The following is an 18,858-nucleotide window of genomic DNA, read 5'->3' on the forward strand; positions in this document are numbered from 1 at the left end:
GCCGCAGCGCTCGCGGTGGCGGCCATGTCATGCGTTAACCATGGCATCTTTGTTCTACTGGTTCAAGGATGGCACTCGATACGCTCTTTCGCCTCTTGCTGATGAACAGCATTGCCTTCCAAACCAATCTGCTGGCACTCAACGCCTCAGTAGAAGCAGCGCGGGCTGGCGAACACGGGCGCGGCTTTGCCGTGGTGGCCGATGAAGTGCGCAAGCTCGCCTCGCGCCGCAGCGACGCCGCCAAGGACATTCGCCAGCGCATCGATGCGTCTGCCGATAAGGTCGAAAGCGGCACGCAAATGGTACGCGACGCCGAAGCCGCCATGCACGAGCTGGCCGATAGCGTGACGCGCGTCACCCAAATGCTGGGCGATATCAGTACGGCAGCCGGTGAGCAGAACGACGGGATCAACCAAGTCAGCATCGCGGTGACCGACCTGGATCAGATGACCCAGCAAAACGCCGCCCTGGTGCAAGAGTCCACCACCGCGGCCGAGCAGCTTAAAGACCAAGCGGACAGGCTGGCCGCGCTAGTGGGTGGCTTTACGCTAGAGGCGTCGCAGCACCTGGCTCAGGCGCTGCCAAGCCCTGAAAAGGCCAAGGTGTAACCGCTAGGGAATCGGTGGCAGCGGAATATCGTCACTGCGCTTGGCCCCGGCGGTCATTTCGCGGCAGAGGCGTAAAAACTCCCGCACGCCGGTGGTGAGGTACTTGTGGCGATGCCAAATGAACGTGAACTGGCGCTTGAGATCCAACTCCGGCGTGGGCAGCGGCACCAAGCTGCCGCGCCGGAAGGCATCACGCAGTGCCAGCCGCGACACGCAGCCAATCCCTAATCCCGACTCCACCGCGCGTTTAATGCCCTCGGTATGCTCCAGCTCCAACAGCGTATTGAACCGGCTGCGACGGTGGCGGGCCGCATGCTCCAGCGTCATGCGCGTGCCTGAGCCCTCCTCACGCATGATCCAATCCTCCCGCAGCAGCTGATCCAGCTCCAGGTGCTCCCGCCCTGCCAGCGGGTGGCGCGGCGAGCAGAACACGCACAGCTCATCCTCGACCCAGGGCTGGCTGATGATCATATCGTCATCGCACTGCCCCTCAATCAGCCCTAAATCCAGCGAGTGCTGACGCACGCCCTCGATAATATGCCGTGTATTGCGCACCGCCAGACGCACACGGCTGCCAGGGTAGCGCTGCATGAAATCGCTGATCAGCAGCGTGGCGAGATAGTTACCAATGGTGAGCGTCGCGCCGACGTCTAACGCCCCCACACCCTGTTGGCCCCGCAGCAGCTCTTCGACCTCCTCGGCGCGGTCCAGCAGGGCCACCGCCTTGGGCAGTAGCTGGAAGCCGAGCGCGTTGAGCTTTAGCCGTTTCCCGATGCGGTCGAGCAGCTGGCAATCGAACTGGCGCTCCAGCTCCGCCAGCGCCGTGCTGGTGGCCGATTGCGACATGGCCAGCGCGCGCGCCGCGTGGGAAACGCTCTCGTGCTGGGCAACGGCCACGAAAACTTCTAACTGTCGCAGGGTGTAGTGCATGGCCAAAACCTATCTGTAGAGTGGTCCGCGAAAGGGCTATATCGATTTTAAAGATAAGCGTTATCAAGATAATTTGCTTAACAGATATACCACCCTTATTTAGAATTGAGAGCAACCTATAGAGCTGTTTTTTATTCTTTTTTGGAATATGGTGAGCAAGGCTTAGGCCTCGCTGCCCCTGGAGGAGTTAGCATGAGCAAGTTTGCCCTGGAAGAAGTGTTAAGCGTTCACCACTGGAACGATACCCTATTCAGCTTCCGCACCACTCGCGAGCGCAGCCTGCGCTTCAAGAACGGCCAGTTCGTTATGATCGGCCTGGAAGTGGACGGCAAACCCCTGATGCGCGCTTACTCCATCGCCAGCCCCAACTACGAAGATCACCTTGAGTTCTTCAGCATCAAGGTGCCGGATGGCCCGCTCACCTCGCGCCTGCAACACCTGAAAGTGGGCGACCAGATCATGGTCAGCCGCAAGCCGACCGGCACACTGGTGTGCGACGACCTGCTGCCGGGCCGCAACCTGTATATGCTCTCGACCGGCACTGGCTTGGCGCCGTTTATGAGCCTGATCCAAGACCCGGAAATCTACGAGCGCTTTGAAAAAGTGGTGCTGGTACATGGCGTGCGTGAAGTCTCTGAGCTGGCCTACGCCGACTTCATCACCAAAGAGCTGCCCGCCCACGAGTACCTGGGCGAAGAGATCGCCGAGAAGCTGGTGTACTACCCCACGGTGACCCGTGAAGAGTTTCACACCATGGGTCGCCTGACCGACCATATTCGCACCGGCAAGCTGTTCGAGGACACCGGCCTACCGCCCATCGACCCGCGCCAAGACCGCGCGATGATTTGCGGCAGCCCGGCGATGCTGGACGACACCAGCGCCCTGCTCGATGAGCTGGGTCTGAACATCTCCCCGCGTATGGGCGAGCCGGGCGACTACGTCATCGAACGCGCCTTCGTTGAGAAGTGAGCCTCGTTCGAAGGGTGAAAGGTGAAGGATGAATAGAAAATCGTAGCCCGTGTCATCGTCGCCTTCTGCACAAAGCCCCTGTGGGTATTATCCACAGGGGCTTTGTCGATTCAGCGCGACTCACTGTTCACGCCTTACCATTCACCGTGGTTAGACAGCGTCTTTACCTGTTTCGCCGGTACGAATACGGATGACCTGCTCAAGGGGCATCACAAAGATTTTACCGTCACCGATTTTGCCGGTATTGGCGACCTGGGTAATCGCGTCGATCACCTGCTCGGCCATATCATCGTCGACGGCGACTTCCAGCTTCACCTTAGGCAGGAAATCCACCACGTACTCCGCGCCACGGTAGAGTTCCGTGTGGCCCTTCTGACGGCCAAACCCTTTTACTTCCGTTACCGTAATGCCCTGCACGCCGATATCCGAGAGCGATTCGCGTACGTCATCAAGCTTGAAGGGCTTGATAATGGCTGAGATCAATTTCATTGCGACATCCTCTAGCTTGGTGGCCTGCTGTCATGCAGACAGCGTTATTAACCGATTGTCATAACCATCGAGGTTAGCGGGGGCGCTCGCATAGCCAAGCCCGTTACCCAGTCGATTAAGCATACACCGCCAAGGGCGGAGAATAAAAAAACCAGTACGTACCTAGCTAATAACAACCAGCATGCAACCTACCTGGGAAGGACAAAAAGGCCTCCCACGGTGGGGAGGCCAAAAGGAGCACGCCAGCTCACATGATTAGCGCAAGCTTATTTCTTAACGCTAAACTCGGGATAGGCTTCCAGACCGCACTCAGCGATATCGACGCCTTCATACTCTTCTTCTTCGCTAACGCGGATACCCATGACCGCTTTCAGCACCAGCCATACCACTAAGCTTGCGATGAAGACCCAGCCAAAGATGCCCACGATACCGATCAACTGTGCACCGAAGGACGCATCGCCATTATTCAGCGGTACTGCCAACACACCCCAGATACCGACCACACCGTGAACCGAGATAGCACCCACAGGGTCATCCAGCTTCAGCTTGTCCAGCGTGATGATGGCAGCGACCACGATCAGGCCACCGATGGCACCAATCAAGGCGGCACCCAGCGCAGAAGGCGACAGCGGGTCTGCGGTAATGGCGACCAGGCCAGCCAGCGCGCCGTTCAGCGCCATGGTGAGGTCCGCCTTGCGGAACCACAGCTTGGCTAGAATAAGCGCGGCGATGACACCACCGGCAGCCGCTGCGTTGGTGTTCACGAACACTTGCGCAACGTTGTTAGCTGAACCGATATCGGACATTTTCAGCTCAGAGCCACCGTTGAAGCCGAACCAGCCCATCCACAGGATGAAGGTACCCAGCGTGGCCAGTGGCATGTTGGCGCCCGGAATCGCGTGGATAGAACCGTCCTTGCCATACTTGCCCTTACGGGGGCCCAGTACCAGCACACCCGCCAACGCTGCTGCTGCACCGGCCATGTGGACGATACCCGAGCCCGCATAGTCAGAGTAGCCAACGCCATCCAGCCAGCCGCCGCCCCAGGTCCAGTAGCCAGACACCGGGTAGATGAAGGCGGTCATGACCACCGCGAAGGCCAGGAAGGCCCACAGCTTCATACGCTCGGCCACGGCACCCGACACGATCGACATCGCCGTTGCGACGAACACGACCTGGAAGAAGAAGTCCGAACGCATGGAGTAGTAAGGTGCATCTTCACCACCGGCCAGCACCGCATCGACGCTGTTCTCGGTACCGATCAGGAACCCAAGGCTAGGCAGGAAACCGCCTTCGCCGCTGGAGTACATGATGTAGTAGCCCACCAGCAGGTACATGGTGCAGGCAATGGCAAACAGCGCAATGTTCTTGGTCAGAATTTCAGCGGTGTTCTTGGAACGTACCATACCGGCCTCGAGCATCGAGAAGCCGGCGGCCATCCACATGACCAGTACGCCGCAAATCAGGAAGTAAAACGTATCGAGCGCATAGCTCAATTCTGTAAGCTCGTTCATCAGGTGTTCCCCGTGATCCAAGAGAAGTTATACGTAGTGGGTCGTCGTTGTGTGGGCAGGCCTATACCGCGTCGGCGCCACGCTCTCCGGTACGAATACGAATGACATCTTCCAGCGGCGTCACGAACACTTTGCCGTCACCGATCTTGCCGCTGTTGGCAGCGCTGCAGATGGCATCCAGCACGCTCTCCAGACGCGCATCGTCCACGGCCACTTCCACTTTCACCTTGGGCAGAAAGTCCACTACGTACTCGGCACCGCGATACAGCTCGGTGTGGCCTTTCTGCCGACCAAATCCCTTGACCTCAGTAACCGTAATCCCCTGCACGCCGTTGTCGGCGAGTGCTTCACGAACGTCGTCAAGCTTGAAAGGCTTGATGATAGCGGTGATGAGTTTCATCCCGGATCTCCCCTGCTGGTTCAGTCCCACTCGGTGGAGAGCGGCGTGGCCGCCCGAATTTAGTGCTTGCCCTGCTAATGCTCATACCGTGCCACTGTATTTTTTATCATTGAAATTCATACCCTTAAGGTTTCAAAAGTGCGCTTTACAGCCACTGGCAAGGCGACTACGCATCCATTCACACCCACCCATGCACTAAAAACGATCACCAATAAAAGCGGCACGCTCTTTTTTGATGCATGCGCACACTGCAGGAGAAAACGCACGCGGGGCATGCGGTTTGGCAAAGGGTTGCGTATCCTTACAGGTAAGCTATCCACATTTATGCGCCACCGTTTGAGGAGAGAGCCATGACGCCCCAGGATCGCATCAGCCGTTTAGCCCAGCAGATAGGCGACCGTTTACAGAATGCTTCCCAGGCCCCGGAAGACATTCAGAAAGGCGTGCAGCAAGTGGTACGAGGCGCCTTCGACCGCCTGGAGCTGGTATCACGAGAAGACTTTGATATCTTGATGGATGTGCTTCAGCGCACGCGCGCGCGTGTCGAAGCGCTGGAGCGTCAGGTGGCCAGCCTGGAAGCCACGGTGGAAGCGGCCAGCGCCGCGCAGCCCCCCCCCATGGAAGCCGAAGTACCGCCAGCCCCCGTTGAGCCTGCCGAGCAAGGCAAGCCCACCCCCGGCAACCCAAGCTGAGGCAACGCTGGGTGGCCTTGGATAGGCACCCAGCGCGCTTATCCGCCTGACCCCTTACGGCTCACTTTGTGACGCATCAAACGCGCGAAGGCATGGCGAAAGCCACCTCATGCACCATGTTGGAGCAGTTACGCCCCTGAGGCGTCTCGCGCTGACGACTTGTGCGACCTCCGCTGTTTCCATTTGCAATTGATAAACAGAATCGTTTAAATAAAGCGCTTATTGTCAGGTGCCCACTTCATGCGCTGCATCCCCCGACTCCCGACCCTGGCCCGCAGCTGCTTGCTCGCGGCAGCCCTGCTGTTCAGCACCGCCAGCCACGCCCAGTGGGCCACTATCGACTGGACCATCGCCGAAACGCTGCTGGCGATTGGCGCTCCGGTCAGCGGTATCGCGCAACAGCCGGGATATCACGATTGGGTAGGCGAGCCGCGTATCCCGGAGCACGTCAGCGACCTTGGCCTACGCACCCAGCCCAACTTCGAGCAGTTGGCCCAATCGCCCCCTGAGCAAACCCTGCTCTCGCCCATGTTTACCGGGCTGATTCCTCGGTTGGAGCGCATCGCGCCGGTGGGCACTTTCGCCCTTTACTCGCCAGGCACCGATACGTGGCAGGAAATGCAGACCCTCACCCGCCAGTTGGGCGAGTTGACCGAACGCAACGCAGAAGCCGACGCGCTGATCGAGAACACCCAGCAGCTGATGCGCGAGCTGCGCTACCCGCCCGGCAACGCATCTCCATTGCTGATGGTGCAGTTCATGGATGCTCGGCATGTGCGGGTATTTGGCGAGAACAGCCTCTACAACGCCGTATTGGAACAGCTGGCGCTGCCCAACGCCTGGGATGAGCCCACCAACGCCTGGGGCTTCGCCTTGGTCGGTATCGAGGCGCTGGCACGCTACCCCGACGCCACCCTGGTCATCGTTGACCCGCTCCCCGCAGGGGTGGAAGCGCAGTTGGAAAAGAGCGGCCTGTGGCAACAATTGCCGAGCGTTCAACATGGCCATCTGCTGCGCCTGCCGCCAGTCTGGAGCTTTGGCGCCCTGCCCTCCGCCCAGCGCTTTGCCCGCGAACTGAGCAGCGCATTGAACGCCCAGGGGGCACATTAACGCTTTACTCGCTGGCCGCTCAGTAGCGCTCAACGCTTGAAATAAAGTAGGCTTAGCCAACGAGCAGACTCATTAAACTGAGTGAGCCAATTGAGAGACGTTGCGAGGGAGCGCCATGACATTAGCGATTGTGGCCACGCGGGCGGGCGTGGGGTTGGAAGCACCGGCGGTGCATGTCGAAGTACATCTGGCGAATGGCTTGCCGGGCCTGACACTGGTAGGCCTACAGCGATTCATAGCGTTAGCTGGTTTACCTTTGAAGACGGCTTCAGCACGTCCCCTGATCCGCGATTAATTAGCCTGGAACCCTTCGAGCCATAAGGGTCGCTAGCAAAAGGCTGGGGTAAACCCGGCCTTTTCACTATTAGCGCATACTCACTCCCGGCCTGGGTCTCCCGCCAAATATGCTTGGTAAAGGTCATCAAACAACATATCGGTATGTTGCAGCAGGGCATCATCGTCGTCACAGCGCTCTTTAGCCCCGGCCAGCATAAGTTTTAACCCCACGGCCTCTGGTACAGGGGTGCCCCCCACGTCCAAGTAGTGTACTAGCTCCGCAATTCTGCTCAAGCCTGCCTGCGTCTCAAGGCTAAAACTCGCGAGCAGCACTTCAAACGTCACCTTGTCATCAATATGGGTGAAATAGGCTCCATCATAATCAAACCCCAGCGCGTCTGGCGGGCACTGGCTTGGATGTTCTAGCCACACGAAGCGAGCCTCAGGATCAATAAAGCGCTTGATCAACCAAGCCGATGCTAGCCTATCCACCCAAGGGCGACGGCGCGTGGCCCACCGTTTTCCACGAAATGCAGAGTGATCAAGCCGTGGGATCTCGGCCTGGATCGGCTGGGGCTCATCTGGCACAAAGCAACGATTGAAGACGGTCTCCGCTTCTGCCAAGGCCATGATAGCGCGCTCGCTTTCTGATCCTGGAAAAAAATCAATCTCCACAATGCTTTGTAAACGTCGCTGCAACTGGGTCAATTGACGCTGCGCGTCTCGCTCCTCCAACTGAGGGCATGCCTGTTTCCAGTCAGCCACTGCCGCCCGTAAGGCCTGAAAATCTGGCGTTCGATCAAAGAGCGAAGGCAATACCTCGACGCTATCTATGGCTGAATCGTCTACCTCGATCAGCAGCGCGTTACCTCCCAGCTCCCGAATAGCGCCGACTTGCAGCTCCAGCGCTTCCCTTCGCGTGGGGCTAGCAGGCAGTAAGTAGACGCCGTCTCTGAGTACCGCAGCACCTAAACCACGAAGTGCCCGCCAGATCCTCATACGGGGTGTGCCCGACCGCCCACTGAGGCGCATGATCAGGATTAACCAGTGTTGTTCGTTATCTGCCATACCGCCTCTTACGTTGCATATATAACCTTACTGTTATACATTCTACAAAATAATACCCTGACTCGTTAGAGAGTGTGCCATGCCGTCCAACATTGAGTCGACCCATCAAGTCCCGTTCCGTGAGGCCGTTAGGGTCTGGTTAAGAATCGCACTATTGAGCTTCGGCGGCCCAGCGGGTCAGATAGCGGTGATGCATCGCATCCTTGTCGAAGAAAAAAAATGGATTGGCGAGCGCCGTTTTCTGCACGCGCTTAACTATTGCATGATGCTGCCGGGGCCAGAAGCGCAGCAGTTGGCTATCTATATCGGTTGGCTGATGCATCGTACCAAAGGTGGTTTAGTCGCGGGCAGCCTCTTTGTGCTACCTGGCTTCATCGCCATTCTAGCCCTGAGCTACCTGTATGCCGCCTTAGGCAATGTGGGAGCCGTTGAGGGACTCTTCTTTGGCCTAAAAGCGGCGGTTCTGGCCGTGGTACTTAACGCTGTCGTCCGTATCGGCAAGCGGGCGCTGAAAAATCAGATAATGCTTGGCATCGCCGCTGCCGCGTTTGTCGCTATCTTCTTTTTTGAGGTGGCGTTTCCGCTGATTATTCTGAGCGCGGCCCTTCTGGGGTACTGGGGAGGAAAGCGCGGCATGCCGGCCTTCCAGGTGGGCGGTGGCCACGGTGATGCCGACGAGTCAGTGCTTAGCGACCGAGACTCTCTACTGGGAGAAGGGCTGCCTGCCCATGCACGCCCCAATCACCAGTGGTCGCTACGCATGTCAGGCACGTTACTCCTATTGTGGCTGACGCCCGTGGTACTGCTATTAGCGCTATTCGGTAGCGAGAATGTGTTCAGTCAGATCGCATTCTTCTTTAGCAAGATGGCGGTGGTGACCTTTGGCGGTGCCTACGCGGTATTGGGCTACGTCACTCAAGAGGCGGTGCAAAACTATGGATGGCTGGCACCGGGCGAGATGCTGGATGGCCTGGGCATGGCGGAGACAACACCGGGCCCATTAATTCAAGTCGTCCAGTTTGTTGGGTTTATGGGCGCTTATCGTGACGCCACAGGCCTTGATCCCATGTTGGCGGCAACGCTCGCCGCACTGCTGACCACATGGGTAACGTTCATTCCTTGTTTCCTTTGGATATTTTTAGGGGCTCCCTATGTGGAGCGTCTACGTGACAACCGCGCCCTAAGCGCTGCGCTGTCCGCCATTACCGCTGCGGTCGTCGGGGTTATCCTCAACCTGGCCATCTGGTTTGGCGTTCACGTTATTTTCGCTGACGTAGGCGAGTGGCACGTGATGGGGGCGCGTATTTTAGCGCCGAATTTAGCGTCTCTTGATCTATTGGCGTTGTTACTGGCGGCAGGCGCCATGGTCGCGATTTTTCATTTCAAGGTGGGCATGCTCAAAGTGCTGGCGGGTTGCGCGCTTCTGGGTATCTTAGCGTCTCTTGTGTTTTTTTAGCCAGCAGTCCCCGCCGGTGACGTTTCCGTCTCATTAGCGTCGTCCTTTATAGTTCGCTGCGCTTACTCTCACACGCTTGGTTGTGAACCCACCTGATCTCCACTAGTATCCCACCTATCCCCCCTGGGGGGATAGGTGGCGTCGCAATGCTCGATAGCGCCTACGCTGAATATGATCTTCTTTCCTTAGGTACGCCCGTCATGCATCACCATCGCCTTGACCAATGGCAACACGATCACACGTTTGGCCAGAATCATAAACGCTCCGGTGAGTCGCGGACGCTCATTGTGGTCGGGCTGACCCTGGCCATGATGGTGTGGGAAATTACGGCGGGGGTGATCTACGGATCAATGGCGCTGCTGGCCGATGGGTTGCACATGGGTTCTCACGCAGTGGCACTGGGCATTGCCGCCTTCGCGTATGCCTATGCTCGGAAGCAGGCTACGAGTGACCGGTTCTCGTTTGGCACCGGAAAGGTCAACGCGCTGGGCGGGTTTACTGGGGCGATACTGCTGGCCGTATTCGCCCTGTACATGGTGATAGAAAGCGTGGGCCGCCTGTTCGATCAGGCCAAATCCACATAAAGTGACGAAGAACCCCCAAAAAGATCTAGTATGATTTAGTTATCGTTGTTATCTGCCGCTAAAAGTAAATGGGTTCGTTCCACTTCGCTCATTGAGGCTTTCTGTAAGGCTGTCCAACTATCCGGTGGGTTGCCACTGCTGAGCATTTTCTGAAAGACAGAGTAAGCATCATGCTTACTGCCATAAGCGCGTTTTGTAGCGTCATCATTGACCCATGCATAAATAATGATTTTGCTCGCAGCATCATAGCGAAAGAACAGCCGGTACTGCTGGTAGAACGTTGCTCGTTGCCAATGAGTGTGCTCTGTGCCAAGCGTGCTCCCTTGGCGATATTGAGTGCCTGATGGATCCTGCGGAATATCATTCAAGGCTAGCTTCATGATCGCTGCTAGACGCTTGGTGGACGCCTTGTTTCGATAACCGGCAGGATCTTTCGATTGAAGATGTCTCACCTTCAAGGTGAGTGCTTCGACTTGTTCCAAGAACAACGGATGGGCATAAATCGTCCACCCATTAACCTCCAGAGGCTTCATTCGTCGTCATCATCCTCTTCCAGCGCCTCTTCGAGGTCTACCTCAATACCTGCGGTAAGCCGTTCGGCCTCGGCAAAGCTACTGGCAGTCACCGGGCGAATATTTTCCGGATGCGCCAGAAGATCGCGCTCTAGAAAATTGAGGAAGTTGACCATCACAGGGTCGTGCTTGGCCTCATCACTCGCCCGGGAAAGCACCACTTCTCCATCAGGACGAACGGTATAATGGATACGGTCTCGGCGCTTCAGCTTTAGCGCCCGGCGAATCGATGCCGGAACAGTCGTTTGATAGCGATCCGTCAGAGTTGAGTCGTCTTCGATAAGCGTGCTCACTGTCGCTCTCCGCTTGATAGCAATGCAAAGGTAATGCATGCAAAGTAATGCAGGCGCATTACCTCGTCAAGCCATCTCCGCTACTTGAACCAGTTGCTTAAGCGCTACCAAAGCCTTCTTAATTACGTTAGGTTAAATACTTAAGCTAATATAGCTTTATCCTACATTGGAGTAAGTGACAACAGCAGAGGAAAGGCGATGACGCTAGCCATTGTCGCCACGCGGGCAGGCGTGGGGTTGGAAGCACCGGCGGTGCATGTAGAGGTTCATTTAGCCAACGGTTTGCCGGGGTTAACCCTGGTGGGCTTACCGGAAACCGCCGTGAAAGAGAGCCGCGAACGGGTGCGCAGCGCCTTGATCAACGCGGGCTTTGACTTCCCCAACACCAAGCGCATTACCCTCAACCTCGCCCCGGCGGACCTGCCCAAAGAGGGTGGCCGTTTCGATTTGCCGATTGCGCTGGGCATTCTCGCGGCATCGGGCCAAATCCCGGTGGATGCGCTGGAAGGCATGGAGTGCGCAGGTGAGCTGGCCCTGGATGGCAAGCTGCGGGCGGTACCCGGTGTGCTGCCGTTTGCGCTGGCCACCCGGCGCGCCAACAAAGCGCTGATCGTGCCCCGCGCCTGCGCCGATGAAGCCGCCCTGGCGGGCGATTTGCCGGTGCTGCCCGCCGACTCTCTCTGGCAAGTGGTGGCTCACTTACTGGGCCAGGAGAAAATTCCGCCCCACCAGCTCTCCGCCTCCGTCAAATCTACCGCCCCGGTGGCGGACTTAGCCGACGTTCGCGGCCAGCATCAGGCGCGCCGGGCGTTAGAGGTCGCTGCTGCAGGAGGCCATAACCTATTGCTCGCAGGCCCACCCGGCACCGGAAAAACCATGCTCGCCAGCCGCTTGCCCGGCATTCTGCCGCCGCTTTCCGAGGACGACGCCCTGGAGGTGGCGGCGGTGCGTTCGGTATGTGGCTTGCCACTGGAAGCCGACTGGGGCCAACGGCCCTTCCGCCAACCCCACCACAGCGCTAGCGCCGCCGCACTGGTCGGCGGCGGCTCCAAACCCAAACCGGGTGAAATATCGCTTGCGCACCACGGCGTGCTGTTTTTGGATGAGCTGCCAGAGTTCTCCCGCAACGTACTGGAGGTCCTTCGGCAACCCCTAGAAACAGGGGAAATTCATCTGTCTCGCGCCAGCCATGAGCGCCGATATCCCGCTCAATTTCAGCTCGTTGCCGCGATGAACCCTTGCCCCTGCGGGCACCTGGGCGACCCACGCCAACGCTGCCAGTGCAGTGCCAGCCAAATTCAGCGCTATCAGGCACGCCTCTCTGGCCCGCTGTTGGATCGTATTGATCTGCAAGTGGAAGTGCCCGCGCTGCCCCCGGAGCAACTCACCGCACAAACCCAGGGCGAGCCCTCCAGCGCGGTGCGCGAGCGAGTGATGGCGGCCCGGGAGCGGCAAATGGCTCGGGGCGCGCTCAACAGCCAGCTCAGCGGTAAAGCGCTGGAAGCCGCCTGCGCCCTTAATGATGAAGAGCGCGCCTGGCTGGCAGGCGTGCTGGAAAAGCTCAAGCTCTCCGCCCGCGCCTACCACCGCGTGCTACGCGTGGCGCTGACGCTGGCTGACTTACAGGGCGAACCCAAGCCCTCCCAGCCGCACTTTATCGAAGCCATCGGCTACCGGCAGTTGGATCGGCTATTGAAGGGAGCTTAATGCACGTTCTCGATAAAGCGATCGAGCGCTTCAAACAGCACTTGGCGAATCGGCTCGGCTTCGTTCACCAAGTGGTGGCGCGCCTCCGGGTGGCGGTGAATCTCCGCGTTGGGGAATTTTTCCGCCAGGATGGCCAGGTTCCACTCCCAATCCACGGTGAGGTCCTGCTCGCCCTGCAGAATCAGCGTGGGCAGTGGGTTGGGCTCAAGCGCTAACAGGCGCGGCATCCAACGGCGCATGGCGGTGATCCAGGCCACGCTCAAGCGCTCGGGCTGTAGCGGGTCCTGGTCGCGTAGAAAGGCGGTGAACGCTTCATCGGTGGAGTTGGGACGATACTTGCGCGGCAGCTCTTTGACAAAGGGGCTGGCGATTAAATGCAGCCAGCTGGCTTGGCTCCAGCGCCAAGGGCGCACCAGCGGGGCCAGCAGCACAATGCCAGCCCAGCCGGCCGTGTCGCGACGGGTGAGCGCATCAGTGGCGAGAATCGCCGCGCCGGTGCTTTGGCCAACGCCCAGCCACGGTTCCGGTGCCATGCCGAGAGTTTGCAGCGTCTCTTGCAGGTGCGCCAAGCAGTGCTGGTAGTCATCGAAGTCCTCAATTTCCGCCCGGGGGCCGCTGGAAAGCCCGTGACCAGGCAAATCCCACAGCACCACGCGCCAGCCTTTGGCCAGCAGGCAACTGAGCAGGTGGCGGTACAGGCCCAAATGATCGAAATAGCCATGAATGACAAAGGCGGTGCCGGTAGGCTCGGGGGGACTCCACACTTGGCACCACAGCGCGAACCGTCCGGTATCGACGAATCCAGCATGCACTTCGCTAGTGTCGTTGAGCAGCGCCTCTAAGCCGTAGTGGCGAAAGTAGTCATGCACAGCGTCCGTTAGCGCGTCGCCTGGCGTCAAGCGGGAGAGCGACGACTCCCCTTGCGCCTGCCGGAACAGGTCTTCCAAGTGCTGGAAATTATGCATTGACATCTCTCCGTGAACACCACACTTCCATGGACTGAGTAACAGCACAAAATAACAGCGGCGGTGCCGCCCGCTCTTATCATTTGGTCGAGCATTTTAACGCTTTAGGGTCTACGCTGTTTACATGCCAACGCAGGTGTGGAAGTATTTTCCATAAATCACCCTTCACCCGAACCGTGGCACTCAAACCAACCACGGGCACCTTCACAGGAGAACCCCATGAGCGAGCGTATCACGCGTCACCGTTTACAGGTGGCAGCCGACCTAGATCGTTTCATCAACGAGCAGGCTCTGCCGGGCACCGGCGTCGACGAAAGCGCCTTCTGGGCCGGTGTCGATGCTCTGTTCCACGATTTGACCCCGAAAAACCGCCAACTGCTTGAAGAGCGCGACACGCTGCAAGAGAAGCTGGACGCTTGGCACCGTGAAAACCCCGGCCCGGTCAGCGACATGCCCGCCTACCGCAGCTTCCTGAAAGAAGTGGGTTACTTGGTAGACGCGCCAAATAGCGTGAAAGCCACCACGGCCAATGTTGACCGCGAAGTCGCCACGCAAGCAGGCCCGCAGCTGGTGGTGCCGGTGAGCAACGCCCGCTACGCCCTGAACGCGGCCAACGCCCGCTGGGGCAGCCTGTACGACGCGCTGTATGGCACCGACGCCATCTCCGAAGAGGACGGCGCGGAAAAAGGCACCAGCTTCAACCCGAAACGCGGCGAAAAAGTCATCGCTTACGCCCGTGGCGTGCTGGACCGTGCCGCCCCGCTGGCCACTGGCTCGCACCGGGATGCCGTGAAGTACACCATCCGCGACGGCCACTTGGTCGTCAGTCTGGAAGGCGGCCGTGAAACCGGCCTAAAAGACTCCGGTAAGCTGATTGGTTTTAACGGTGATGCTTCCGCCCCCGAATCGATTCTGCTGGCCAACAACGGCCTGCACCTGGAAATCCAGATCGACGCCAGCCACCCCATCGGCAAGACCGACCCGGCACACGTCAAAGACGTCGTGGTTGAAGCCGCGCTGACCGCCATCATGGATTGCGAAGACTCCGTTGCGGCGGTGGATTCTGAAGATAAAGTCGGTGTGTACAGCAACTGGCTCGGCCTGATGAAGGGTGACCTGGAAGAGACCATCGAGAAAGGCGGCAAAACCTTCACCCGTAAGCTGCACGCCGACCGCACTTGGCAAACCACTGACGGCAACACCGTCACGCTGCCGGGCCGTTCGCTGATGTTCGTGCGCAACGTGGGTCATCTGATGACCACCCCGGCGATTCTGGACGAAAACGGCAACGAGCTGCCGGAAGGCATTCTGGACGCGGTGGTGACTTCGCTGCTGGCCCTGCACGACCTGAAGAAAGACGCCGACCAGCCGCGCAACTCCCGTGCTGGCTCAGTGTACATCGTCAAGCCGAAGATGCACGGCCCTAAAGAAGTCGCCTTCGCTAACGAACTGTTTGGCCGCGTGGAAGACATTCTCGGCATGAGCCGTGACACCCTGAAAATGGGCATCATGGACGAAGAGCGTCGCACCACGGTCAACCTCAAGGCATGTATTGCCGAAGCCGCCTCGCGCGTGGTATTCATCAACACCGGCTTCCTGGATCGTACCGGCGATGAGATGCACACCGCCATGGAAGCAGGCCCGATGGTTCGCAAAGGCGATATGAAGAGCGCCGCGTGGATCACTGCCTACGAGAAAAACAACGTGCAGGTCGGTTTGGCCTGTGGCCTGCGCGGCCGCGCCCAGATTGGTAAAGGCATGTGGGCCATGCCCGATTTGATGCACAGCATGCTGGAGCAGAAGATTGGCCACCCGAAAGCCGGTGCCAACACGGCGTGGGTCCCTTCCCCCACAGCGGCGACCCTGCACGCGCTACACTACCACCAAGTAAACGTGAACGACGTTCAGCGCGAGCTGGAAGCCCAGGGCGAGCCGGACTTCCTGGATGACCTGCTCACCGTGCCGGTAGCGGAAAACCCCAACTGGTCGGATGAAGAGATTCAGCAAGAGCTGGATAACAACTGCCAGGGTATTCTGGGTTACGTCGTGCGCTGGGTGGAACACGGCGTCGGCTGCTCCAAGGTGCCGGATATTCACAACGTTGGCCTGATGGAAGACCGTGCCACGCTGCGTATCTCAAGCCAGCACATTGCCAACTGGCTGCACCACGGCATCGTTGATGCACCCCGCGTTGAGGAAACCCTCAAGCGTATGGCGAAAGTAGTTGACGAGCAGAACGCTGGCGACCCCACTTACACGGCCATGAGCGCCGACTTTGAAAGCTCTACCGCGTTCAAAGCCGCCTCTGACCTGGTATTCAAAGGTCGCGTACAGCCGTCTGGCTACACCGAGCCGCTCCTGCACGCATGGCGTCAGGTACATAAGGCTAAGTAAGCCCTATCGCTTAATAGCCCCCAGCCCTAAGGCTCGCGCCTTGGGGCTTTTTTATTTATGCTAGCCTTACGTTGACGTAAAAGAAACACACAGCAAGCTACGCGACAATTTAATGCGCTGGCAGTAGGTTGCCGAGAGGGTCTTATGCCAAGGATAGCATAAGTAGCGCCCAGGGATGGGTTCACAGCGCCCTCTTGGCGACCTACTGGCAGCAGATCCCCAGCCTGTCAGAGTGAATAACAACAATGACCGTGATGACCGCCGAGCAGATTGAGCACTTTTTAGATGAAGTCTTTCCCCAGCGGATGGGCAAGATAGTGAGCGTTGGAGAGATGTGCGCCACCATGCGCCTACACATTGGCCATGAGCACCTGCGCCCTGGCCCCCGCGTGTCAGGCCCTACCATGATGGGCTTTGCGGATGTGGCGCTGTACGTGGCGATACTCGCCCAAATAGGCCCCGAAGCGATGGCCGTGACCAGCGATTTAAACTGCCACTTTCTACGCGCAGCCTCCGGCGATCACGATATTATCGCCCACGCCAAGCTGATTAAGCTGGGCCGCCGCCTGGCGGTGGGCGAAGTACAGATTTTCTCCGCCAGCGATGACACGCGCCCCGTGGTGCATGTCACCGCCAGCTATGCGCTGCCGGATAAACTCTAGGCAGCCGAACAGCGCGGTCGTTCACGCTTTAACGCGCTCAACTCACTTTGGGGAGCTGGTCGATCAGCCGATCCAGCGTCATCGGGTAGTCCCGTACGCGAATACCGGTGGCGTTAAGGAAACGCTGCACAAACCCCGCCACAGCCACCTGGCAGCCGCCACCATTATCGCCCTAGCAGAGAGCCTAGGGCTTGATGTGATTGCCGAGGGTGTGGAAACCGCCGATCAAAGTACAGTACTGGCTCGCTTGGGGTGCCATGTCTATCAGGGCTACTTCTTTAGCAAGCCAGCACCCGCAGCAGAGTTTGCGCGACGCAACGGCGCTTCTTCGCCTACAGCGTCATAAACGGCTGGGCGTCTTGATCGCTGAATAGGTAAACGTTGTAAGGCTCGCTTTGGGGCCCAGGCATGCCCGGTGTGCCAATTGGCATACCGGCTAAGCCGATGCCATCGACATCCGGTTGCTGTTCAAACAGTGCCTCAACCGCTTCCATCGGCACGTGCCCTTCGATCCAGTAGTTGCCTATCTCGATGGTGTGGCACGAGCCCATGCCGTAAGGCACGCCCGCCTGCTGCTTAATATCACCCAGCTCGACGTCATCGATGATGGTGACGTCTACGCCCAGCGCTTCAAGATGACGCGCGTACTCATCGCAGCAGCCGCATTGCGGGTTTTTATACAGCGTCGCCTCATCCGGCAGCGCGGCGTGGGCGGTCGCAGCGCCGAACATCAAAGCACCGGATACCAGCAGCGCAGTGGCATGTCGTTTCATATCGCTCTCCTATGACACCGTTTTTTGCAAAGCTTACCACCTTGGGGCTACCCACAGGTCAAGGACCAGACAACGGTCTTTCCCTCTCATTTGACCTATGGGCGGCACCAGGTTCTACGCTAAAGGTTGGACGTTGATCGTAAGACGACAAGGAGGCTGATGATGGCAGCAACGACCCACCACACCGCACAGGTGTATCGGATGAAAACCGCCGAGCACATGTGCCCGTTCGGCTTGAAGACCGTCGACCTGCTCAAACGCAAAGGCTACGCGGTGGATGACCACACCCTCACCTCTCGTGAGGAGATCGACGCGTTCAAGGCGCGAGAAGATGTCGATACCACGCCGCAGGTGTATATCGATGGGGAGCGTATCGGCGGCTACGAAGAGCTGCGTGAGCATCTAGGGATGAGCGTTCCCAATGCCAAAGAGACTACCTACCGCCCGGTGCTGGCCATTTTTGCCATCGCGCTATTGATAGGCCTGGCGATGAGCTGGACGACCCAGGGCACGCTGCTCACGGCGCGCATGCCAGAGTTTGCCGTAGCGACCGCGATGGTGCTGCTGGGCCTGCAGAAGCTGCAGGATATCGAAAGCTTCAGCACCATGTTTCTCAACTACGACCTGCTCGCCCAGCGCTACGTGCCCTATAGCTACGTTTACCCCTACGCCGAAACCGCCGCCGGGCTGTTGATGCTGGCTGGTACACTGATTTGGGTAGCCGCGCCGCTGGCGCTATTCGTCGGCACCGTGGGCGCGGTATCAGTCTTCAAAGCGGTTTACATCGATAAGCGCGAACTCAAGTGCGCCTGCGTGGGTGGCAACAGCAACGTACCGCTCGGCTTTGTGTCGCTCACCGAAAACCTGGTGATGATCGGCATGGGCCTGTGGATGCCGCTGCGCATGCTACTGGGCTAGCATCGATTAAGAGCGGCTTAGCAGCGCCGTGACGCCCAGGGCCAGCCAACCGGCCATCAGCAGCAGCCCGCCGATCGGCGTCACGATACCTACGCTCAACCCGGCCAGCGCCATCAGGTAGAGCGAACCAGCAAAGGCCAGCACACCTAACGCCCATAAGGCGAGTACGACCTGCTGACCGGGGAGCGGACGTTGGCTGCGCCAAGCAAGCACCGCCAGCATGGCCAGCGTGTGCCACGCTTGGTAGCGCACGCCGGTTTCTACGATATCTACCATGGCAGCGCTGGTGCGTGCCGAGAGCCCATGGGCCGCGTAAGCCCCCAGCATCACCATGGTTGCCCCTAAAAGCGCCACCACACACCACCACAGCTTGTCGATTCGCTGCACGCCTGACTCCTTTTCACCTATGTTGGCGGCGCATCGCCACCCCGTTAATCATGAGATATTCACCCCGCTGCATACCTTGCACGGGTCGAAA

At 58.7% G+C, this 18,858-nt stretch carries 20 protein-coding genes and 2 pseudogenes; 12 read left to right on the plus strand and 10 right to left on the minus strand.

Going from position 1 to position 18,858, the window contains the following annotated elements; all coding sequences use genetic code 11:
* Positions 1 to 98 precede the first annotated feature (98 nt).
* Positions 99 to 608: pseudogene (locus L1249_RS09060) on the plus strand (methyl-accepting chemotaxis protein); the annotation flags it as partial.
* A 3-nt stretch (positions 609 to 611) separates the two neighbouring features.
* On the opposite strand, the gene L1249_RS09065 reads toward L1249_RS09060, so the two are convergent.
* Positions 612 to 1,538 carry a LysR family transcriptional regulator gene (locus L1249_RS09065; protein WP_044629892.1) on the minus strand — a complete coding sequence of 309 codons (927 nt, stop codon included), beginning with the start codon at positions 1,536 to 1,538 and terminating at the stop codon, positions 612 to 614.
* A gap of 192 nt (positions 1,539 to 1,730) precedes the next feature.
* Here L1249_RS09065 and L1249_RS09070 point away from each other — a divergent pair, with 192 nt between their 5' ends.
* A complete protein-coding gene (locus tag L1249_RS09070) occupies positions 1,731 to 2,507 on the plus strand; it encodes a ferredoxin--NADP reductase (RefSeq protein ID WP_089674698.1) in 777 nt (258 codons plus the stop codon).
* 150 nt (positions 2,508 to 2,657) lie between these two features.
* Here the strand turns inward: L1249_RS09070 and glnK are convergent, their stop codons facing one another.
* The 3 genes from glnK to L1249_RS09085 form a co-directional block, all read right to left on the minus strand.
* Positions 2,658 to 2,996 (minus strand): P-II family nitrogen regulator, encoded by a 339-nt coding sequence (gene glnK, locus L1249_RS09075; protein WP_009098335.1) that lies wholly within the window; start codon positions 2,994 to 2,996, stop codon positions 2,658 to 2,660.
* A gap of 266 nt (positions 2,997 to 3,262) precedes the next feature.
* The gene (locus tag L1249_RS09080) at positions 3,263 to 4,510 is read right to left on the minus strand and encodes an ammonium transporter (RefSeq protein ID WP_228168777.1); all 1,248 of its coding nucleotides are present in this window, start codon (positions 4,508 to 4,510) and stop codon (positions 3,263 to 3,265) included.
* Positions 4,511 to 4,571: 61 nt separating this feature from the next.
* Positions 4,572 to 4,910: a P-II family nitrogen regulator gene (locus L1249_RS09085; RefSeq protein ID WP_007112359.1), complete on the minus strand. Its 339-nt coding sequence runs from the start codon at positions 4,908 to 4,910 to the stop codon at positions 4,572 to 4,574.
* A gap of 350 nt (positions 4,911 to 5,260) precedes the next feature.
* Between L1249_RS09085 and L1249_RS09090 the strand changes: the two genes are divergently transcribed.
* The 3 genes and pseudogenes from L1249_RS09090 to L1249_RS17680 all read left to right on the plus strand — a co-directional run.
* Positions 5,261 to 5,602 (plus strand): accessory factor UbiK family protein, encoded by a 342-nt coding sequence (locus L1249_RS09090; protein WP_228168776.1) that lies wholly within the window; start codon positions 5,261 to 5,263, stop codon positions 5,600 to 5,602.
* Between the two features lie 240 nt (positions 5,603 to 5,842).
* Positions 5,843 to 6,712 (plus strand): ABC transporter substrate-binding protein, encoded by an 870-nt coding sequence (locus L1249_RS09095; RefSeq protein WP_062359214.1) that lies wholly within the window; start codon positions 5,843 to 5,845, stop codon positions 6,710 to 6,712.
* A 115-nt stretch (positions 6,713 to 6,827) separates the two neighbouring features.
* A pseudogene (locus L1249_RS17680) lies at positions 6,828 to 6,938 on the plus strand (ATP-binding protein); the annotation flags it as partial.
* Positions 6,939 to 7,087: 149 nt separating this feature from the next.
* On the opposite strand, the gene L1249_RS09105 reads toward L1249_RS17680, so the two are convergent.
* Complete coding sequence (locus L1249_RS09105; RefSeq protein WP_062359216.1) at positions 7,088 to 8,056, minus strand: chromate resistance protein ChrB domain-containing protein; 969 nt, start codon at positions 8,054 to 8,056, stop codon at positions 7,088 to 7,090.
* A gap of 79 nt (positions 8,057 to 8,135) precedes the next feature.
* On the opposite strand from L1249_RS09105, the gene chrA reads away from it, so the two are divergent.
* Positions 8,136 to 9,512, plus strand: a complete 1,377-nt coding sequence (chrA, locus tag L1249_RS09110; protein WP_062359217.1) for a chromate efflux transporter — start codon at positions 8,136 to 8,138, stop codon at positions 9,510 to 9,512.
* A gap of 200 nt (positions 9,513 to 9,712) precedes the next feature.
* Positions 9,713 to 10,096, plus strand: coding sequence for a cation diffusion facilitator family transporter (locus L1249_RS09115; RefSeq protein WP_197746069.1), 384 nt, complete (start codon positions 9,713 to 9,715; stop codon positions 10,094 to 10,096).
* Between the two features lie 35 nt (positions 10,097 to 10,131).
* Here L1249_RS09115 and L1249_RS09120 read toward each other — a convergent pair whose 3' ends face one another.
* Both L1249_RS09120 and L1249_RS09125 read right to left on the minus strand, forming a co-directional pair.
* Positions 10,132 to 10,629 carry a type II toxin-antitoxin system YhaV family toxin gene (locus L1249_RS09120; protein WP_062359218.1) on the minus strand — a complete coding sequence of 166 codons (498 nt, stop codon included), beginning with the start codon at positions 10,627 to 10,629 and terminating at the stop codon, positions 10,132 to 10,134.
* A complete protein-coding gene (locus L1249_RS09125) occupies positions 10,626 to 10,961 on the minus strand; it encodes a type II toxin-antitoxin system PrlF family antitoxin (protein WP_137093994.1) in 336 nt (111 codons plus the stop codon). Before L1249_RS09125 ends, L1249_RS09120 begins: the two co-directional genes overlap by 4 nt.
* A gap of 198 nt (positions 10,962 to 11,159) precedes the next feature.
* On the opposite strand from L1249_RS09125, the gene L1249_RS09130 reads away from it, so the two are divergent.
* Entirely contained in the window at positions 11,160 to 12,668 is a 1,509-nt protein-coding gene (locus L1249_RS09130; protein ID WP_137093991.1) for a YifB family Mg chelatase-like AAA ATPase, read from the plus strand.
* Here L1249_RS09130 and L1249_RS09135 read toward each other — a convergent pair.
* On the minus strand, positions 12,665 to 13,633 hold the full coding sequence (locus L1249_RS09135) for an alpha/beta hydrolase (RefSeq protein WP_062373077.1): 969 nt from the start codon (positions 13,631 to 13,633) through the stop codon (positions 12,665 to 12,667). The two genes, L1249_RS09130 and L1249_RS09135, sit on opposite strands and share 4 nt — an antisense overlap.
* A 219-nt stretch (positions 13,634 to 13,852) precedes the next feature.
* On the opposite strand from L1249_RS09135, the gene L1249_RS09140 reads away from it, so the two are divergent.
* From L1249_RS09140 to L1249_RS17570, 3 genes are all read left to right on the plus strand, one after another.
* Positions 13,853 to 16,027: a malate synthase G gene (locus L1249_RS09140; RefSeq protein ID WP_235253530.1), complete on the plus strand. Its 2,175-nt coding sequence runs from the start codon at positions 13,853 to 13,855 to the stop codon at positions 16,025 to 16,027.
* A gap of 245 nt (positions 16,028 to 16,272) precedes the next feature.
* Positions 16,273 to 16,689 (plus strand): PaaI family thioesterase, encoded by a 417-nt coding sequence (locus L1249_RS09145; protein WP_054640757.1) that lies wholly within the window; start codon positions 16,273 to 16,275, stop codon positions 16,687 to 16,689.
* 166 nt (positions 16,690 to 16,855) lie between these two features.
* Positions 16,856 to 17,035, plus strand: coding sequence for an EAL domain-containing protein (locus L1249_RS17570; protein WP_371317434.1), 180 nt, complete (start codon positions 16,856 to 16,858; stop codon positions 17,033 to 17,035).
* On the opposite strand, the gene L1249_RS09155 is transcribed toward L1249_RS17570, so the two are convergent.
* The gene (locus tag L1249_RS09155) at positions 17,022 to 17,462 is read right to left on the minus strand and encodes a DUF411 domain-containing protein (RefSeq protein ID WP_228219198.1); all 441 of its coding nucleotides are present in this window, start codon (positions 17,460 to 17,462) and stop codon (positions 17,022 to 17,024) included. The two genes, L1249_RS17570 and L1249_RS09155, sit on opposite strands and share 14 nt — an antisense overlap.
* Positions 17,463 to 17,624: 162 nt before the next feature.
* Between L1249_RS09155 and L1249_RS09160 the strand changes: the two genes are divergently transcribed.
* Positions 17,625 to 18,380, plus strand: a complete 756-nt coding sequence (locus L1249_RS09160; protein WP_228168935.1) for a glutaredoxin — start codon at positions 17,625 to 17,627, stop codon at positions 18,378 to 18,380.
* Positions 18,381 to 18,386: 6 nt separating this feature from the next.
* On the opposite strand, the gene L1249_RS09165 is transcribed toward L1249_RS09160, so the two are convergent.
* On the minus strand, positions 18,387 to 18,767 hold the full coding sequence (locus L1249_RS09165; protein ID WP_054640754.1) for a DUF423 domain-containing protein: 381 nt from the start codon (positions 18,765 to 18,767) through the stop codon (positions 18,387 to 18,389).
* Between the last annotated feature and the right edge of the window lie 91 nt (positions 18,768 to 18,858).

The sequence above is a fragment of the Halomonas sp. Cn5-12 genome (genome assembly GCF_021532545.1).
In the GTDB taxonomy this organism is placed as follows: domain Bacteria; phylum Pseudomonadota; class Gammaproteobacteria; order Pseudomonadales; family Halomonadaceae; genus Vreelandella; species Vreelandella aquamarina.

Excerpts from the sequence above, each read along its gene's own strand:
- L1249_RS09065 (WP_044629892.1), bottom strand. The coding sequence starts at position 1,538 with ATGCACTACACCCTGCGACAGTTAGAAGTTTTCGTGGCCGTTGCCCAG.
- L1249_RS09070 (WP_089674698.1), top strand. The coding sequence starts at position 1,731 with ATGAGCAAGTTTGCCCTGGAAGAAGTGTTAAGCGTTCACCACTGGAAC.
- glnK (WP_009098335.1), bottom strand. The coding sequence starts at position 2,996 with ATGAAATTGATCTCAGCCATTATCAAGCCCTTCAAGCTTGATGACGTA.
- L1249_RS09080 (WP_228168777.1), bottom strand. The coding sequence starts at position 4,510 with ATGAACGAGCTTACAGAATTGAGCTATGCGCTCGATACGTTTTACTTC.
- L1249_RS09085 (WP_007112359.1), bottom strand. The coding sequence starts at position 4,910 with ATGAAACTCATCACCGCTATCATCAAGCCTTTCAAGCTTGACGACGTT.
- L1249_RS09090 (WP_228168776.1), top strand. The coding sequence starts at position 5,261 with ATGACGCCCCAGGATCGCATCAGCCGTTTAGCCCAGCAGATAGGCGAC.
- L1249_RS09095 (WP_062359214.1), top strand. The coding sequence starts at position 5,843 with ATGCGCTGCATCCCCCGACTCCCGACCCTGGCCCGCAGCTGCTTGCTC.
- L1249_RS09105 (WP_062359216.1), bottom strand. The coding sequence starts at position 8,056 with ATGGCAGATAACGAACAACACTGGTTAATCCTGATCATGCGCCTCAGT.
- chrA (WP_062359217.1), top strand. The coding sequence starts at position 8,136 with ATGCCGTCCAACATTGAGTCGACCCATCAAGTCCCGTTCCGTGAGGCC.
- L1249_RS09115 (WP_197746069.1), top strand. The coding sequence starts at position 9,713 with ATGCATCACCATCGCCTTGACCAATGGCAACACGATCACACGTTTGGC.
- L1249_RS09120 (WP_062359218.1), bottom strand. The coding sequence starts at position 10,629 with ATGAAGCCTCTGGAGGTTAATGGGTGGACGATTTATGCCCATCCGTTG.
- L1249_RS09130 (WP_137093991.1), top strand. The coding sequence starts at position 11,160 with ATGACGCTAGCCATTGTCGCCACGCGGGCAGGCGTGGGGTTGGAAGCA.
- L1249_RS09135 (WP_062373077.1), bottom strand. The coding sequence starts at position 13,633 with ATGCATAATTTCCAGCACTTGGAAGACCTGTTCCGGCAGGCGCAAGGG.
- L1249_RS09140 (WP_235253530.1), top strand. The coding sequence starts at position 13,853 with ATGAGCGAGCGTATCACGCGTCACCGTTTACAGGTGGCAGCCGACCTA.
- L1249_RS09145 (WP_054640757.1), top strand. The coding sequence starts at position 16,273 with ATGACCGTGATGACCGCCGAGCAGATTGAGCACTTTTTAGATGAAGTC.
- L1249_RS09155 (WP_228219198.1), bottom strand. The coding sequence starts at position 17,462 with ATGAAACGACATGCCACTGCGCTGCTGGTATCCGGTGCTTTGATGTTC.
- L1249_RS09160 (WP_228168935.1), top strand. The coding sequence starts at position 17,625 with ATGGCAGCAACGACCCACCACACCGCACAGGTGTATCGGATGAAAACC.